General features: G+C 71.1%; 13 protein-coding genes. 6 read left to right on the plus strand and 7 right to left on the minus strand.

Annotated elements, in window-relative coordinates:
• Positions 1-5: 5 nt before the first annotated feature.
• The 3 genes from POL25_RS17385 to POL25_RS17395 all read right to left on the minus strand — a co-directional run bounded on the left by POL25_RS17385 (position 6) and on the right by POL25_RS17395 (position 4,365).
• Entirely contained in the window at positions 6-635 is a 630-nt protein-coding gene (locus POL25_RS17385; RefSeq protein ID WP_272087159.1) for a hypothetical protein, read from the minus strand.
• Between the two features lie 165 nt (positions 636-800).
• Positions 801-2,117: a formimidoylglutamate deiminase gene (locus POL25_RS17390; RefSeq protein ID WP_272087160.1), complete on the minus strand. Its 1,317-nt coding sequence runs from the start codon at positions 2,115-2,117 to the stop codon at positions 801-803.
• A 91-nt stretch (positions 2,118-2,208) separates the two neighbouring features.
• The gene (locus tag POL25_RS17395; protein WP_272087161.1) at positions 2,209-4,365 is read right to left on the minus strand and encodes an aspartyl protease family protein; all 2,157 of its coding nucleotides are present in this window, start codon (positions 4,363-4,365) and stop codon (positions 2,209-2,211) included.
• Positions 4,366-4,438: 73 nt separating this feature from the next.
• On the opposite strand from POL25_RS17395, the gene POL25_RS17400 reads away from it, so the two are divergent.
• Positions 4,439-5,341 carry a hypothetical protein gene (locus tag POL25_RS17400; RefSeq protein WP_272087162.1) on the plus strand — a complete coding sequence of 301 codons (903 nt, stop codon included), beginning with the start codon at positions 4,439-4,441 and terminating at the stop codon, positions 5,339-5,341.
• A complete protein-coding gene (locus POL25_RS17405; RefSeq protein ID WP_272087163.1) occupies positions 5,338-5,874 on the plus strand; it encodes a YkgJ family cysteine cluster protein in 537 nt (178 codons plus the stop codon). Before POL25_RS17400 ends, POL25_RS17405 begins: the two co-directional genes overlap by 4 nt.
• Positions 5,875-6,028: 154 nt before the next feature.
• Here the strand turns inward: POL25_RS17405 and POL25_RS17410 are convergent, their stop codons facing one another.
• A complete protein-coding gene (locus POL25_RS17410; protein ID WP_272087164.1) occupies positions 6,029-6,979 on the minus strand; it encodes a hypothetical protein in 951 nt (316 codons plus the stop codon).
• A 160-nt stretch (positions 6,980-7,139) separates the two neighbouring features.
• Here POL25_RS17410 and POL25_RS44385 point away from each other — a divergent pair, with 160 nt between their 5' ends.
• Genes POL25_RS44385 through POL25_RS17425 form a run of 3 tightly spaced genes read left to right on the plus strand, consistent with a single transcriptional unit; the run spans position 7,140 to position 9,153 of the window.
• Entirely contained in the window at positions 7,140-7,832 is a 693-nt protein-coding gene (locus tag POL25_RS44385) for a DUF2914 domain-containing protein (protein WP_272087165.1), read from the plus strand.
• Between the two features lie 3 nt (positions 7,833-7,835).
• Positions 7,836-8,915, plus strand: a complete 1,080-nt coding sequence (locus tag POL25_RS17420; RefSeq protein WP_272087166.1) for an SGNH/GDSL hydrolase family protein — start codon at positions 7,836-7,838, stop codon at positions 8,913-8,915.
• 10 nt (positions 8,916-8,925) lie between these two features.
• Positions 8,926-9,153, plus strand: coding sequence for a hypothetical protein (locus POL25_RS17425; RefSeq protein ID WP_272087167.1), 228 nt, complete (start codon positions 8,926-8,928; stop codon positions 9,151-9,153).
• Between the two features lie 69 nt (positions 9,154-9,222).
• On the opposite strand, the gene POL25_RS17430 is transcribed toward POL25_RS17425, so the two are convergent.
• On the minus strand, positions 9,223-11,841 hold the full coding sequence (locus tag POL25_RS17430; protein WP_272087168.1) for an HTTM domain-containing protein: 2,619 nt from the start codon (positions 11,839-11,841) through the stop codon (positions 9,223-9,225).
• Positions 11,842-11,904: 63 nt separating this feature from the next.
• On the minus strand, positions 11,905-14,874 hold the full coding sequence (locus POL25_RS17435) for an HTTM domain-containing protein (protein WP_272087169.1): 2,970 nt from the start codon (positions 14,872-14,874) through the stop codon (positions 11,905-11,907).
• A gap of 131 nt (positions 14,875-15,005) precedes the next feature.
• On the opposite strand from POL25_RS17435, the gene speD reads away from it, so the two are divergent.
• Positions 15,006-15,782: an adenosylmethionine decarboxylase gene (gene speD, locus POL25_RS17440; protein ID WP_272087170.1), complete on the plus strand. Its 777-nt coding sequence runs from the start codon at positions 15,006-15,008 to the stop codon at positions 15,780-15,782.
• A 147-nt stretch (positions 15,783-15,929) separates the two neighbouring features.
• Here speD and POL25_RS17445 read toward each other — a convergent pair whose 3' ends face one another.
• Positions 15,930-16,820, minus strand: a complete 891-nt coding sequence (locus POL25_RS17445) for a DMT family transporter (protein WP_272087171.1) — start codon at positions 16,818-16,820, stop codon at positions 15,930-15,932.
• Positions 16,821-16,999: the final 179 nt, after the last annotated feature.

Genomic DNA, 16,999 nt, shown 5'->3' on the forward strand with positions numbered 1-16,999 from the left:
GGATATTAGCCCGGGCCGAGTACAGCCAGCGAGAAGTGCCACTGGCCCGCGGCGAGGTTGGTGGGGAAGCGGCCGACCACGACCTCCGCGCCGGTGGCGGTCGGGCAGCGATGGAAGTCCGCGAGAGCGTTGTCTGCGCGGCCGGCGTTGGCCCACGGCTCGCGGCAGATGCCCCGCAGGCGTTGCAAGATCTGTCGGACCAGCTCGCCGCTGTCCTGATCCGTCAGCTCGCGGGCGACCAGGCCGATGGTGCTGTCGCGACCGAGCTCGAGCTCGAACTCGTGGCCCAGCGCCGCGAACGGGGACTTCGGGGCGCAGCGCACGGCCTCGGGCGGCGGGTCCTCCGACAGCGCCTCCGGCACCTCGGCGCACAGCTGCTTGGCCAGCCGCGGCAGCGAGACCGTGGTCGAGCCGCCGGCCAGCATCTCGCTGGAGTCGGTGGTGAACTGCGCGAGCGCCTGCCAGTTGTCGCGCACCCCCGTGCCGCGGGGGGTACCCCGGCCGCCGCTGCTGCCGCCCGAGCCTTTGCTCGCGCCGCCCTGACCGCTGACCGCCTTGTCCCACGCGGCGCGTGACTTCTCGGTCGCGCCCGTGCACGCGCTGCACGCGAGGACGAGGGCGAGGAGGGGACGCACGCTGCGGACGTAGCACCGGCGGCAGTGAGGGTCTAGCGCCGTCGCACGCCGCCGTCGTGGCGCCGGCGGGAGCGGGGGTCTCGCCGGCGCCACGACGGGCATGGCCGGGGTTCAGCGCAGCCGACTTGCGGGGTTTAGTGCTGGCCTCCGACCGACCTGGGGGGTCTAGCGCCGCCGCACGCCGCCGACGAACACGCGATCGATCGCGGCCGCGGTGCCCGACAGCCACAGGGCGTCGTGGGCCTGGTCGTCCGGCAGGTCGGCGAGGTGGGGGTGGTCCAGGTCCGCCGCGCAGGCGTCGAACGGGCTGCCCGCCACCAGGCGGCCGAGCTCGGGGCGGCCGAGGGCGCGAGCGCCTCCCACGGTGGCGATGTCGAGGAGGGTGCGCGCGACGGGGTCGGGGCCGGCGAGGCAGAGGCGCGCCTGCGCGCGCAGGCGCTCGTGCATCTCGAGCAGGCGGGCCTCCTGGACGAGATCGATCACGGCGTTGCTGTCGCTGCCGAGGGCCAGGCCGGTGCCGTGCTGGCGGTGCCGCGGAGCCGGGATGATGCCGTCGCCGAGGTCGGCCTCGGTGGTCGGGCAGGCGCAGACGTTGTGACCGGCGAGCAGGTCGTGGTCGCGGTCCTCGAGGTGGATCGCGTGCACGGCGGTGAAGCTGCCGGGGCGCGCGAGGCAGCCGGCGTCGGCGAACACTTCGGTGGGGGTGCGGCCGTGCTCGGCGCGGCTCTCGTCGTTCTCGCGCGGCTGCTCGGAGACGTGGGCGTGCACGACGAGGCCGTGCGCGCGGGCGTAGGCGGCCAGCTCGGTCAGCGCGGTCAACGGGACGGCGCGCACGCTGTGCGGCGCGAGGCCGACCGCGTGGCCTTCGCTGCGCAAGATGTCGACGCGGGCGAGGTAGCGGTCGACGCTGCCGTCGCAGAAGCGGCGCTGCTCGGGCAGCGCCGGGCGGCCCTCGCCGGCGCGCGCGTAGTAGACCTCGAGCAGGACGACGCGGATCCCCACCTCGGCGGCGGCGCGCAAGACCTGGCGCGACAGCTCGTTGGCGTCGGCGTAGGGCGTGCCGTCGGGCGCGTGGTGGAGGTAGTGGAACTCGCCGACGCAGGTGATCCCGGCGCGCAGCATCTCGGCGTAGCAGCGGCGGGTGACGGCGTAGACCTCGTCAGGGCCGAGGCTGCTGGCGACGCGGTACATGGCCTCGCGCCAGCTCCAGAAGCTCGAAGGATCGCCGTCGCCGCGCCGGTGGGTGCCGCCGCGGATCGCCCGCTGGAAGGCGTGACTGTGAGCGTTGACGAGGCCGGGGTAGAGGAGCCGACGCCCGAGGTCGTGGACGATCGCGGGCGCGTCGGCGGGCCGGCCGGCCGCGGTGCGGACGATGACGCCGCGACCGTCGACCTCGACGTACGGCCGCTCGACCCACGCGTCGCCGAGGAGCCCCCAGGCCGCGAGGTAGCCGACGCGATCGTCATGTGTTGCTTCGGTCATCTCTTAAAAATCGAAGCTGTACTTTGGGACATGTCCGAAGAGCCATCGGTTTGCTGCTTCTTCGGACATGTTCGATCGGCCAGGCACCGCGTCACTTGGCCTTCGCGGGGGGCGCCGCTGCGGGGGTCGCGGGCGCGGCGGCTTCGGCGGGCGGGGCGGCGAAGTAGAGCTTGCGCTCCGGGTAGTCGATCGTGAGGCGGCCGCGGCCGACGAAGTCGAGGCCGAGCATGCCGTCGATGCGGAACTGGTCGCTGCTCTCGCTCTGCTCGAAGTAGCCGTAGGCGCCGCGGAGGCCGAGGACCTTGAAGGCGTTGCCGACGGTGAACTCGGTCACGTCGACGAGGGCGGCCTCGTTGCGGCGCAGCGGCGGGGCGCCGATGCCGGCGCGGGCGAACGCCTTGGTGGTGGCGGTGACGGCGACCCCCTGCATGCCGGTGTTGACGAGGAACAGGCCCTCGGCGCCGTTCATGGCCGCGAGCACGTACAGGAAGTGGGTCTCGTGGAGGTAGAACGGGACGCCGCTGCCGGTGCGGTAGCTCGCCAGGGCGCTCTTGCACTTGGCGATCGGGTTGACGAGCACGAGCTTGTTGGCGGGCAGGTCGAAGTTGACCTGGAACAGCTCGAGCACGCGGGAGCCGAGCACGGCCTGCGGCGCCGCGCCGGCGCCTCCGGTCATCTGCTCGAGCACCTGGTGCGGGAAGATGTCGACGGGGATGCCCGAGATCGTGGCGTTGCCGGCCGTGATCGCGTCGAGCTGACCGTGACCGATCTCCGCCCCGCCCTCGCCGCCGAGCCGCGACTTCGAGCGGACCGGGATCTTCAGCTTGGCCGCGACCTCGCCGTCGAGGATCACGTCGGCCGCGCCGGTGTCGACCAGCGCGCGCACCTTCTCCTCGCCGATCTGGATGTCGACGAAGGTGACGGTGCCCTCGGTGGCGATCGGCAGCTCGGCGGTGCAGCCGTTGCCCTTGAAGCTGACCTGCAGCGGCTTGCCGGCGAAGTTGCGGTAACGGCCGGCGAGCTGGGCGTTGGCGTCGCCGAGGTGGTCGAGCGCCTCGGCGACGGCCGGGAAGTCGCGCTGGTGGCTGGCGATCCAGGCCCGCTGGGCGTGGACGAGGACGTCGCGCACGCCGGCCTTGCCGGCGCGGTCGAGGATCGGCAGGGCATCCTTGTAGCGGCCCTGCAGCACGCGCGCGCGGGCGAGGATCCACAGCGCCTCGGCCTCCTTGGGCTGGAGCTTGAGGGCGACCTGGGCGGCGTCGGCGGCCTCTTCGAAGTGCGAGGCGGCCCACAGCGCGCGAGCGAGGGCGACCTGGGCCTCGGCGTTCTTCGGCTCGGCGGCGGCGGCCTCGCGGGCCTTGGCCAGGGCGACGAGCTTCTCGTCCTTGGCCTTCTCCGGCGGCGGGACCTTGGGGACCTGGAACACCTCGGGCTTGATCGGGGCGTGGTCGATCCGCTGGGTCACGAACACGACCTCCTGGGTGCGGTCGCCGAACTTGTTGACGAGGCGGATCTTGTGGGCGACGAGGACGCCGTCGATCGGGCGGTAGTCGTCGTAGATGATCTGCTGGCTGATCGGCGGCTCGGCCTTGTCGTCCTCGAGCAGCTCCTCGGCGAGCAGGCCGGTCTTGCGGTCGTACCACTGGGTCTTCGGCGGCACGAGGTCGCCCTTGCTCGACCAGCGCACGCCGTCGAGGACCCGCGCATTGCCGTCGAAGTCCTTGTCGCGCGGCTTCTCGAGCGCGAGCTCGATGCCCCGCTTTTCGAAGTCGAAGTACCAGTGCAGCGCGGCGTCCTCGCGGGTGATGACCGACTCGTCCTCGTCCTCGAGCACGAGGAAGCCGCGGCGGAACTGCCAGCCGGTCTTGCCGTCGTAGCCCTCTTCTTCGATCTGCTTGTCGATGACGGTGCGCCGGTAGAGCCGCTGGTCGGTCGTCGACTGCAAGGTGAAGGTGCCGACGGTCTCGGTGGCCCGGCAGTTCTCGTCCTTGTCGGTGCAGCCGGTCTCCGGCAAGAAGGTCATGCGCGCCTCGACGGTGCGCTGGGCGATCTTGCGCAGGGCCTCCTCGCCGCCGAGCGCGGCGACGAAGCGGTCGACGACCGCCTTGGCCTCGGCCGGGTTGCCGTCCTTGCCACCGGGCGCGTCGAGGTCGCCGACCGGCACTTTGAGGCAGCCGGGGACGGCAGCGGCGACGAGCGCGAGGGCGAGGCTGGCGCTCAGGCGGAGACGGCGAGGTGCGAGGGACATGGGCCGGGAGAGTGCCCGAGCGCGCCCCTGGGCTCAAGTCGGCGGGCGCGCCGGGCGTGGTAAGCTGCCCGCGGTGCGGCGCGGCAAACCGATCCGGGCTGCGGCGTGGGGCGCCGCGGCGGCGCTCTTCGTGGCCGCGGGCTGCGCGGGACTCGGCGGCCGCAGCCGCGAACCAGGGCGCAACGAGGTCGACCCACGCGTGATGGCGGTCGTGACGGCCCGGACGTCGGAGCCGTGCCGCGCGGCGCTGACGACCGCCCTGGCCGCCGGCGAACAGGTCACCGGCACGTGCGCCGTGATGCAGACCCGGGCGGCCCAGGAGGCGCTGGCGGCCACGCGCCAGCGGTCGTTCGGGATCGTCGATCGCGCGACGGTCCGGCTGGCGAGCATGACGCTGGTGCTGTCGCAGGCCCACCTGTGCCGGCGCTGGCCGCTGCGCACGCCGGGGCAGGGATCGCTCGACGTCGGCGGGGCGCGGCTCGCCGGCTGCAACGTGCGCCGCTACGTCGGGCCGGTCGCGGTCGCGGTGGCCGCGGCCGACGGGTCGGTGGTGCAAGTGATGACGGTCCGCTCCGACGAGGACGGGCAGGCCGAGGTGTCGTTCGCCGAGGTCGATGCGCTGCTGCGGGCGCGCGGTCGCGGGGGCCTCGGTTCGTTCGCGGAGCTGCAGGTCGGGCGTGAGGCCTGGGCGGCGCGCGTCGAGCTGCCCGCGCTGCGGACCCAGCTGGCCGAGTGGCACGCGGCGTGGGTCGGGCTCGGACGCGGGTCGCCGGGGCTGTTCGCCGCGCTCCACCCGGAGGACGAGGCGGCCTCGGGGATGCGCACGCGAGCGCTCGAGGCGTCGCTGAAGCGCCAGGCCGAGGACGCGGCGGCGGTCGAACGCGGCGAGCTTTCGGCGCGGCGGTTCCTCGAGCGACACGTGTGGTCGCCGTACCGCTCGCTGGTCGAGCAGAAGGACGGCCGATCGTCACCATGACGCCGCGGTCGCAGCGCCTGCGCGTGCACCTGCGGATCGTCGACGGCGACGTCGCGCCGGTGGTGGCCCGCTATCGCGACCACATCCAGTGCCGGCCAGGCTGCGGGGAGTGCTGCCGCCAGAGCTTCGCGGTGTCGGAGGTCGAGGGCGAGCTGCTGCGCGAGGGGCTGGCAGCGGCAGAGCCGGCGACCCGGGCGGCGATCGTGGCCCTCGCCCGCGCGTACGCGCCAGGGACGGCGTGCCCGGCGCTGGGGAGCGACGAACGCTGCCTGCTCTACGCCCACCGGCCGCGGATCTGCCGCAAGTACGGGATCCCGCTGTGGCACCCGGAGCGCCCGCACGAGCTGAAGACGTGCCGCCTCAACTTCCGCGGGGTGGCCGACCTCGACGCGGACCTGATCGTCGAACCCCAGGCCGGCTGGGCCGCCGACTGGATCGCGCTGCGCGAGGAGCTGGGGCTCGGACGGCAGGACAACCGCAGCATCGCGGCGTGGCTGGCCGAGGCTCCGAATCTGTCCGAAGAGACATCTTGAAGAGAGCGCCTCGGGGCGGGGAGCATGCTGCGGGAGCATGCCCGCAAGAACATGCAGGGCACGTCACGGAGCATGCCCGATAGGGCATGTCGTGGAGAGCATGCCCGATGGAACATGTAGCGAAGGGCATGTCCGATGCGACATGCCCTTCGGGTCAGTGACCGGAGCCCGGGTCCGGAGCGGGCGCCGCCGGGGCGGGCGCCGCGGGGGACGGGGCGGCCTTGGCGGGCGCGGGCGTTGCCGGGGCCGCCTTGGTGGGCGCGGGCGCGGGCGGGCCGGGGTTCGTCGGGCCGCCGACCGGCGCCGGCGCGAGGGAGCCGGTCGGGTTGGGCTGGCGGATGCCCGGGGGCGGGTCGCGGCGCTCGATCTGCAGCGGGATCGAGTCGTTGCCGGAGCTCATGAACGGGCCCACCGGGGCCGTGCCGCGCTTGACCTGCGGGGTCATCGGCGGCGGCATCGGGCCCTTGCGCGCGGCGGTGCCACCAGTCGCGCGGGTCGGCTGCAGGCCGACGTAGTCGATCTTGGCGCTGCCGTCCTCGTAGACGAACTTGAAGGCGAGCACGTCGAGGCCATCCTTGCTGAGGTAGGCGCACCACATCGGCTCGGCGCCGTTGCGGACGTAGATCTGCGCGGCCGGCGGGACCACCGGCGGGCAGAAGAAGGCCTCCTTGCGGGCGAAGCGGCTGGCGGCGTCGCGGAAGGTGTCGAAGAACTCGCGGCCGCCGTCGGCGAACACCGGGCGGGCGTCGAACTCGCGGCGGTCGGGGATGCCCCAGCGCGCGTGCTCGGTGAACACGGCGCGCAGGCCGGCGAGGTCGTCCTTGGCGGCGAGGGTCAGCAGCGCGACGGCGATCCGCTTGGCCTGGAAGGGCAATTGCCAGGTGGCGATCTCGGCGGCGGACGCGACGTCGCGGTCCTCGTACTCGTGCAGCAGGCTCTCGGGCACCCCCTCGGCGCTGCCGGCCGGCAACGGGCGGGCGGCGGCCGGCACGGGGGCGGGCGGGCTCTCCCGCGGTACTTTGCCGGCGTGGTGCGGCGTGGTGCAGGCGACCACGAGGCCGGCCAGGACGACGGTACCGAGGCAATTCAGAGGAGCGCGAAGCATGCCGCACTCTTTAGACCGCCGCGTGCCGATGAGCAAGCGCACGGGACGCCCCGGGGGCCGACCGGCGTCGCGTTTGCGGACGAGCGGGTTGTGAGCCCGCGAACGCACCGGTTAGGATGCGCTGCGCGGTGCTCCCCCACGCCGCGTGAAGGCCGCGAGCGTGCGACGAACAGGCAAAGGCGCCCCGAAGGGCGCGAGTCGCTGCGGGCTGCAGGGCGCTGCAGCGGCGCTGGCATGTCTGGCCTGCAACCTCGAGGCGCCTCGCGGCGAGCGCGACGGAGCCGAGGACGAAGCGCCGGTCCGCGCGGAGCGACCCACGCCCACGCCCACACCGGCGGCTGCGCGAGAGATCCGTCTGCCGGCGGCGCACGTGCCGACGGCCGACGTCGAGCCCGCCGAAGAGGCGCGACCGGCCGGTCCGCGCTCGGTGCCAGCCGGGACGCCGCCAGCGATCGCCCGGGTGTTCGAGCGCCTGCCGGTGGGGATCCACGACGAGCCGCCGGTCGGGGCGATCGGGGCGTCGGGGATCCACGTCGACAAGATCTGGGTCGGGCAGGCCTACGAGCGCGAGGGCTGCACCGGCGAGGCGGACAAGTTCTCGCTGAGCCGACACGGGGCCGTGAACGTGTGCTTCCGCGTGGTCCACAGCCGCGTCGAGGAGAGCGTCGACGTGCTGTGGGAGAAGGACGGGGAGCTGTTCCGCCGGCGGGCGGTGCAGATCCCCGAGCTGCACGCGTACCGCACCCGCGCCTATCTGGTGCTGCGGCGCGAGTACATCGGCAGCTGGAAGGCGCGGGTGGTCTCCGTCGACGGCATCGAGCTGGCGACGGCGTCGTTCGCCGTGGTGGAGTGACTCATGCGTGGCGTGGTCGTCGGGTTCGTGGCGAGTTGGTTGTGGGTGACGGGGGCGCGCGCGCAGGAGCCCGAGGCGGCCCCTCCGGCGCCCGAGGTCGAGCCGCCGCCGACGTGGCGGTTCAAGCAGAAGGACCGCCCGGTCAAGGTGGTGGTGCTGGCCGGGTCGATCGGTGCGTGGCCCAAGCAGCCCTACGCCGAGCGCCTGGCCGAGATGTGCAGCAACGTCGAGGTCCGCAACCTTTCGAAGGTCGGCTTCGGCGCGCTGCAGCTCAAGCAGCGGTTCAAGCAGCAGTTCCTGGAGAACCCGTACGTCAACCTGCGCGACCCGGCGCTCGAGTACTGGCTGGTGTTCCAGGGCGGGCTCAACAGCGTCGGCACGCCAGAGCGGACCAACCACGACATCCGCGAGCTGTTCACCCTGGCCCACGCGCGCGGGCTCAAGGTGGTCGCGTTCAGCCTGACGCCGTGGGGCGACGACACCGACCCGAAGCGCTGGGCCGGGGCGGCCGGGCTGCGCTACCTGCGAGCGACGCGGACGGTGGTCGATTTCGTGCTCGGGGCGCTGACGCCCCACGAAGCGCTCGGTGACTACGCCCGCAAGCGATCGGCCGGGGCCGAGGCGGCGTGGCAACCGGACGAGCTGCCGGAGGTCGCGGTCGACCTGTATCGCTCGGCCCTGCGCGCCACGTCGGCGCCGCTGCGCGACGTCGAGGCGATGCGCACCGCGCTGACGAAGGACGCGCTGTGGAAGCGGCAGCACGCCGAGCTCGACGAGACGGCGCGCGACGCGGCGCTCGCTACCGATGCGGTCGAGGCCGCCGAGGTGCCGCGCTGGTTCCTGCGCACCGAGCTGCGGAGCTTCGACCATATCCACCCCAACGCCGAGGGCCACCGGCTCATCGCCGAGACCGCTTGTCCGCGCCTGCCGGCCAGTTGGGGCTGCACGTGCCCGAACGCGCCCGTGCCCGCGGAGCCGCCCGTAGAGGCGTCTGCGTCGCAACCGCCGCGGCTGCCGATGACGACTCTGCTACTTTTGTACCCGCACTGGCTCCGGGTACTGCTCGGGGCGCCTCACCTGTGAGCCATCGTCCATGACCGAGCTGATCAACCTGATCTTCACCATCGTCGTCCTCATCGCGGGGATCCTCGCGGGGTTGTGGTTCGGCGCCAAGCTGGCGGAGAGCACCCGCGACGAGCACGGCCGGACGCGCAAGAGCCTCACCTCGGCGCTGCGCGAGACAGGCACCTCGGCGGTGATGAAGCTGTGGCGCTGGCGCCGGGCCCGGGCCCGCGAGGCCAAGCGCGAGTCGCGGGAGTGAGCTGACTGAAGGGGCATGTCCGAGCGGACATGCCCCTGGGGGCATGTCTCAAGGCGCATGCCCGAACGTTCAGGCCGTCTCGGCGGCGGCGCGGCGCTTGTTGTCGCGGTCGAGCCGGCGCCAGCGCAGGCCGGCGGCGCCGACCACGACCACGCTGACGAGCACGAGCCACGGGACCTGCGGCGACTTGGGCTTCTTCTTGTTCCACGCGTTCTGGTGGTTCTTCACCCACGGGCGGAACTCGCCGGGCGCGAGCAGGGGCAGGCCGTGGCGGGCGCGGATGGTGTTGGGCAGCTGCGCGTTGATGTCGCCGCACTCGCCGGTGTAGACGAGCTTGCGGAAGCGGTTGGCCGCGAGCCGCTCCTCGGGCTTGTAGGGGCCGTTCTTGGCGACCTCCTCCGGCGTCGGGATCGCGTAGGAGAGCTTGTAGAGCTCGACCTTCTTGGGCGCCTGGCCGCCGTGCTTGAGCGCCCAGTCGCGGCAGACCCACCGCGCGTGCCACTTCTGGTACCAGTCGCCCTTGCCGCCCTCGCCGCCGATGATCCGGCGGTTGATCTTGCGCTGGCGGGTGTAGCCGAGCCACGGGATCGGCTTGTTGTCGGGGTGGTAGACGTCGGTGTTGAGGTCGTAGGCGCCGCCGTCCTGGTCGGTGACGATGACCTGCATGAAGACGTTGCTGCGCGGCGGGTTGGGCGCGAACATCTTCCAGCCCTGCGCGGTCTGGCTGGTCCGGACCCACCACTTGAACGGCTCCTGCGCGCGCACCCGCCAGCCGTCCTTGCCCTCGCCGCCGAGGCTGTCTTTCTCGGGCAGCAGCCAGATCGCCACGCCGGTGCAGTGATAGACGACGAACGCGCCGGCGAGGAAGCGGCCCATCGAGCCGTAGGCCCACGGCCGCCGCGGGCGCCCGGTGAACGGGTCGATGACGGACAGCTGCGCCGCGCCGCGCCGCTGCGCGACGCCGAAGCCGATCACCGCCAGGCCGGCGAAGATCACCGCGCCGGTGGCCGCCCACGGGACCCCGAGGTCGGTCTCGGCGACGACGTAGACCCCGCCGACCGCGACCACCAGGGCGCCAGCCAGCGCCCACGCCGGCAGCGCGGCGGCGTCGCGGTGGAGGTGCGGCAGGGTCGGGTCCTCGGCCGGCAGCGGGGCGTCGCCGCGCGTGATGTCCTTCGGGACAGGTAGTCCGAGCCGCCCGAGCCGCTCGCCGATCGCCCGCAGCAGGAAGGCGACCTCGCTGCCGTTGAGGAACGCGACGTAGGTGGCCATCGTCGCCGGCGTGAACCAGCCGATGTTCATCATCACGATCAGGTGCGCGTGGAAGATGAGGCCGAGGCCGAGCCACAGGCGGCGGCCGAGGAACCAGGTGCAGAACCAGTCGAGGTCGAGGGTGAGGCGATGGCCGCGGACCGCGATCGTGGGCGGGCGACGGCCGAGCCAGAAGAACAGCCCGCCGATCGCGGCCATGCCGGCCAGCCAGGCCACCGGGAACCACCGCTGCCAGGTCGCCAGGCTGGCCATGCCGCCGCGCGCCACCGCCGGGATGTGGAACGGCAGGGTGATGTAGACGACGACCAGGCCGACGAGGCCGAGGCCGAGCCAGCAGGCGCGCACGGCCCAGCGCTGCCACTCGGGCAGCGGCGGCAGCTGCTCGCGGCGGACGAACCGGGTCACCAGGCCGAGCACGACCAGGGGGAACAGCGCCTCCCAGTAGTGGACGACGATCGTGTTGATGCGGAACAGGTTGGTGCCGAACACGGCCGACAGCTGCTGCGGCTCGAAGCGGTAGAAGTGGTCGAGGTTGAGCGCGTAGTAGAACGCGTCGCCCTTGGCCCACACGTCGCCGTTCTTGACGGTGCCGGTCGAGCAGTAGAGCGCGGCGAGCTGCAAGATCATGATCATCCGCGGCCAGGCGGGGATCAGCCGGTACACGGCCTCGAGGCCCTGCGGGTGCTGGGGGGTCGGAGCGAGGCCGGCGCCGGCGCCCGGGCCGTCGCGCTCGCTGAGCCGGCCCTGCTTGCGCAGTCGACGGCAACGCAGCCAGTTGTCGACGCTGTAGGCGGCGCCGCAGCGCGACAGGCACAGGTAGAGGAGGAAGCAGCGGTAGACGTTCTCGGTGCCCTCCCAGAACACCTGGTTGCGCAGGATGATGGCGTGGAACAGCAGCAGCGTGAGCCACTTGGTGACGTTCGTCTTGAAGCCGACGATCATGCACACGCAAGCGACCTCGAACGCGCCGAGCACCAGCCAGAAGGCGGTCGGCGAGTCCCAGAAGAACAGCGGCGAGTACTTGGGCCCCTTGAGCCACTCGACCACGCCGCCCCAGTCGAAGAAGCCGTAGGGCTCGGGGTCGATGCCGTCGCCGAAGCCGACGAACTGCTCCTTGGCGAACACCTCGCGCGCGACGTCGGTGAGGAACAGGCCCTCGTCGGTGAAGAGGTAGACGAAGAGGTCGGACAGGCCGTTGATGTTGGCCAGGGTGACGAGGCCGAAGACGATGCGGAAGAGGCCCATCGTCCGCGGGTCCTCGGCGCGCAGGAACAGCCGTCGGAACGCCTCGCGGTGGAAGATGCAGGCGCTCACGAAGAAGACGAAGCCGAGCAGCATCCACCAACCGACGGTCGGCGAGAGCGCGAGCGCTTCGGCGTTGGGGATCCGTTCGTCCGCGAGTAAGCCCAGCAGCATGTGCGGGGATTAAAACAAAAGGCCCGGCGTGATGCCGGGCCCTTCGCTGTGAGAAGCCGTGCCTCAGTCGACCGGCTTCGTCAGCGGCTTGACCTCGGCCGGCGGCGTCGGCTCGGGCGCGGCGGCTTCGCCCTCACCCCGGGCCAGCGACGGCGGCTTGACCGTCGAGGTGGCGCGCTTGCCGGCCGTCCCGGTGGTGTTCGGCTTGCTGGCGTCGGTGGTCTTCGGCGGGTCGTAGCGCTTGTCCCACGCCTTCTTCTTGTTGTGGATCCACGGCTTGAACACGCCCTCCTCGAGCAGCGGCAGGCCGTGGCGCTCGCGGATGAAGTTGGGCAGCTGCCCGTGGTCCGAGGAGGCGCACTTGGTGGTGTGCTGCCGCTCCTCGCGGCCGGTGTCGTGGAGCAGCTTCTCGGGCACGTACCAGCCCTGCTTGGCCACGATCTCCGGCGCCGGCATGCGGTACGAGACCTTGTAGAGCTCGACCTTCTGCGGCATCACCCCGCGGTGGCTCATCGCCCACTGGCGGCAGAGGTAGCGCGAGTACCACTGCTGGTACCAGTCGCCCTTGCCCGACTCGCCGCCGATGATGCGGCGGTTCATCTTGCGCATGCGGTCGTTCCAGACCCACGGGATCGGCTTGCGCTCGAGCGCGTAAGTGTCGGTCCGCAGGTCCCAGCGCTCGCCGGCCTCGTCGGTCACGACGGTCCGCATCAGCACGTTGTGCCGCGGCGGGTTGGGCGCGAACATGCCCCACTGCTGGTCGGTCTGCGTCGCCAGCACCCAGGTCGAGAACGGCTCACGCGCCTTGATCCGGAACGTCGAGATGCAGTCCTTCTCGGGCAGCTCCCAGATGGCGATGGCGACGATGTGATAGAGGACCAGCGCGCCGACGAACAGGCGCCCGCCCGGCCCGTAGGCCCACGGCGCGACCGTGTGCTCGGTCTGCGGGCAGATCGCCGGCATGTCGGGCTCGCGCTTCGGCCGGTCCGGCGGTGAGAAGGTCAGGCCGAGCTTGGCCAGGTGGCGGTGGATCGCCGGCACCTGGTTGAGGCACACGACGAGCAAGATCGAGCCGGTCGCCGCCAGCTTGAAGAGGAGCAGCTGGTCCTTGTCCTGCGTGGTCTCGCCGGTCCGGCTCATCAGCCACACGTAGGCGAAGATCCCGGCCGCGAGGCCGAGCAGCTTGACGACCAGGTGCCGGGCCCCGCGATGGCCCTGCACGTAGGTGTAGAGGGTCATGAAGGCCATCATGACGATCAGGGTCCACGCGAAGTGGATCCCCAGGTTGACCCCCGGCGCCGTCTCCTCGCGCCCGAGCACGCTGACCTTGAACCAGGGCACCAGCGGGCTCGCGTGCAAGATCACCCCGATGATGGCGACCCCGAGCATGCCGTAGAGCAACGCCGGCGGCAGTCGACGACCGTCGCGGCGGTGATGCGGCAGCGTGCGGTCCTCGGCCGGCAGCGGCGGCTCGCCGCGGCGCACGTCGGCCGGGAGCGGCAGCCACGGGAACAGCTTGGCCAGCCCGCGCCCGAAGAACCGCAAGATCCGCCCTGGCTCGTCCCCCTGGAGGAAGAACAGGTAGGTCGACATCATGATCGGCGGGAACATGCCGATGTTCATGAGGAGCTGGAGGTTGCCGTGGAAGATGAGGCCGAGCGTGAGCCACACGCGGCGACCGAGGAACCACCGGCAGAACCAGTCGAGGTCGAGGAGGTAGCGCTTGCCGCGGATCTTCACGGTCGGCGGGCGCCGGTTGAGGAACCAGAACAGGGCGCCGATGGCCGCCATCAGCGCGACCCAGCCCACCGCGGTGAAAATCTGCACGCGCTGGGTGGTCCACCAGTTCTTCGGCAGCTCGACGTGGTGCACCGGCAGGGTGATGAGCACGACCGCCAGGGCGCCGAGGCCGAACGCCACCCAGCAGGCGCGCACGGCCCACAGCCGCCAGCCTTCGAGCCGCGGCACCTGCTCGCGGATGCCCCAGCGGATGATGGTGCCGAGCACCATCATGGGGAACATCGCCTCCCACCAGTGGGTGATCCACGTGGCCAGGCGGAACATGTTGAGGCCCAGGATCGACGACACTTCTTGCGGGTAGAACCGGTAGAAGTGGTCCATGTTGAGGGCGTAGTAGAGCGCGTCGCCCTTGGCCCACACGTGGCCGTTTTTGACCACGCCGGTGAAGCAGTACAGCACCCCGAGGTTGAGCATCATCAGGTTGCGCGGCCAGGCCGGGATCAGCCGGTAGACCGCCTGCAAGCCCTGCGGGTGCTCGGGACCGGGGGCCACGCCGGCGCCGCCGCCAGGCCCGTGGCGCTCGGACAGCAGGCCCTGCTTGCGCAGCTTCCGGGTCCGCAGCCAGTTGTCGATGCTGTACGCGTGGCCGCTCTTGGCCAGCAGCAGGTAGAAGAAGAACACCCGATAGACCAGCTCCGTGCCCTCCCAGAACAGGTGGTTCCGGAGGAAGAAGCTGTTCATCAGCAGGAAGCTCAAGACGCCCATCACCCGCGTCTTCCACCCGAACATGAACAGGACGGTGACGGTGTAGAAGCCGATGAGCTGCACCCACATCGCCGTGGGCGTGTCCCAGAAGTACAGCAGCGAGTACTTGTGGCCCTTGAAGAATTCGAGCGCGCCCGGGACGTCGAAGAAGCCGTAGGGGTCGTCGCCGATGCCGTCGCCGAAGCCCTTGAACTGGGCCGGCGCTACCAGCTGGCGGGCCGCATCACTGAGGAAGATGCCTTCGTCCGAGAAGAGGAAGGTGAAGTACTCCCACAGGTCGTTGATGTTGCAGATGCAGAGGAAGGCGAAGACGATGCGGAACGCCGCTACCGGCCGCGGATCCTCGTTCGTCAGCCACCAGCGCCGCCAGCGCTCGCTTTGGAGCAGGAAGATCAGGCACAGGAGAACGGCGCAAGCCAACATGACCCACCCGACCGTCGGCGCCATGGCGATCGCCACGTCGTTCGGGATCCGGTCGGGGTCTGCGAGCGCGAACGCAAATGCTGCGGCCGAGGAGAACCCAAGCATAGGCAGGGAGTGTCCGGGACGGCACTAGGCGGGCGCAAGCGCAAAAAAGGCCAGTCCTTCCGCGGGTGTTGGCCGTCGCACGCGCCGCCGAGGCTTGACTCGACCGGCATCCCCGGCCATCGTCCCCGGCCATGTTCGTCCCGCGCGAACGCGTCCGCCTGCAAGGTTTCAACAACCTGACGAAGGTGGTCAGCTTCAACCTCTACGACTTCTTCGTCGCCCGCACCGAGGACGAACGGCACGCCTACGTCCGCTATATCGACGAGAAATTCAGCGCCGAGCGCATCACCGACATGTTGCGCGAGATCGCGCACATCATCGACGCCGAGGTCCTGTCGGTCTCCGCCCAGGACTACGAGCCGCAAGGCGCGAGCTCGCTGGTGCTGATGAGCGATCTCGGCCAAAAGCAGGTGGCCGACGAAGTGATGGGCCACACGAGCATCGGCGCGCACCTCACGAAGAGTCACCTCTGCGCCCATACCTACCCGGACTGGTACGACCCGAAGGGGATCTGCAGCTTCCGGGTCGACATCGACATCGCCACGTGCGGGACGATCGTCCCGCTGCGAGCCCTGAACTTCATGTTCGAGAGCTTCGAGAACGACGTGGTGATCATCGACTACGTCGTCCGCGGCTTCACTCGCGACGCCGAGGGCCGGCGCGTGTACATGGACCACACGCTGAAGTCGATCCAGGACTTCATCGACCCGAAGATCCTCGCCGACTATCACTGCGAGGACCTGGTCCTGCAGAACGAGAACATCTGGCAGACCAAGATGATGCGCACGCGGCTCGACCCGTCGGCGTACTTCCCGCCCGATGTCGACCCGGCCGCGGCGGAGAGCCTCGCCCGCCTCGACGACGTGCGTCGCGAGATGGTCGGGATCTTCTACGGCTGGCCCGGCTGATCCGCGTCGCCGGTGCGAGCGAGATCTCGCCGCGAGCGAGGAGAGCACGGCGCTCGCCGCACCGACGTGCGGCGCTAACGACGAACGCGACCGTCGCTCGCCTCGAGGACGTCGCGGCCGACGTCGTCGAGTCGAGGAGATCTTCTCCTACGGCGGGCCCGCGTCCGTCGGCTTACGCGTGAGCAAGTAGCCGGCGACGACCAGGAGCACCGCGCCGACCAGCGCGCTGGCCGGCGCACGCGCGTCCCAAAAGATGAGGTCGACGCCGAGGCCCAGGGGGATCGCGGCGTACGCGACCATGGCGACGCTCGAGGCCGGCGCGAGGCCGTAGGCGCGAGTCATCCATAGTTGTCCGAGCGTGCCGAACAGCGCGGTGCCGCCGACGAGCGCGAGGTTCTGGCGTGACAGGTGTCCGGTCTGGAAGTCGCCCTGGGCGACGCCCCACGAAAGACCGACGACCGCGGCGAGCAAGGCGAAGTGGAAGACCACCAGCTCGGGCGCCTCGGTCGCGGAGGTCTTGCGGATGGTCACGTGTGCCAGCGCCGAGAACACCGCGGCGGCGAACCCGGCGAGCGCGGGGCCTGGCGGGAGGACGGAGAGATCTCCCAGAGGTGCGAGCACGAAGAAGGCGCCGCTCGCAGCGAACACGAGGGCGAGCAACGCGAGCCGGTGCATGCGCTCGCGGAGCACGAGCGGGGCGAACAGCGCCACGAACACGGGGTGAAGTAGATGCAGGGTCTGGTGTTGGACCAGAGTCAGCGCCCGCACCGCATAGAAGGTAGCGGCCATGGCGGCGATCCCGAACAGCGAGCGCAGCGCGACGAGATCTGCGCGCACCGGCCGAAGACTGACTCGCTGGCGGCGCAGCTCGGCCCAGATCCACAGCAGCCCGGGCGTGGTCCGATAGAACATCAGCTCCGCCGTGCTGAACCCGTCCTCGCGCAGCCCCTTGGCGCAGGCGTTCATGGCCACGAGAGCGGCCATGGCGCCGAGCATCCAGGCGAGACCGCGACGGAGATGAGCGACGGGAGCGGCCAAGGCAGCGGGCCCGATCTATCATCGTGGCGAGCGACGCAGTCGTGTCGCGAGATGGACGCCGGAGGCGCCGTCCGCGAGCGGGAGATCTCTCCCCACCCGAGTTCCGGTCGCCGGCGATTTTCGAACGACATCGCGCCGCGCGGCCCAAGACACGCTTGACGGGGCGAAACACCGCGAGT

Origin of the sequence: Nannocystis bainbridge, from assembly GCF_028368995.1 — a bacterium.
GTDB classification, from domain to species: domain Bacteria; phylum Myxococcota_A; class Polyangia; order Nannocystales; family Nannocystaceae; genus Nannocystis; species Nannocystis bainbridge.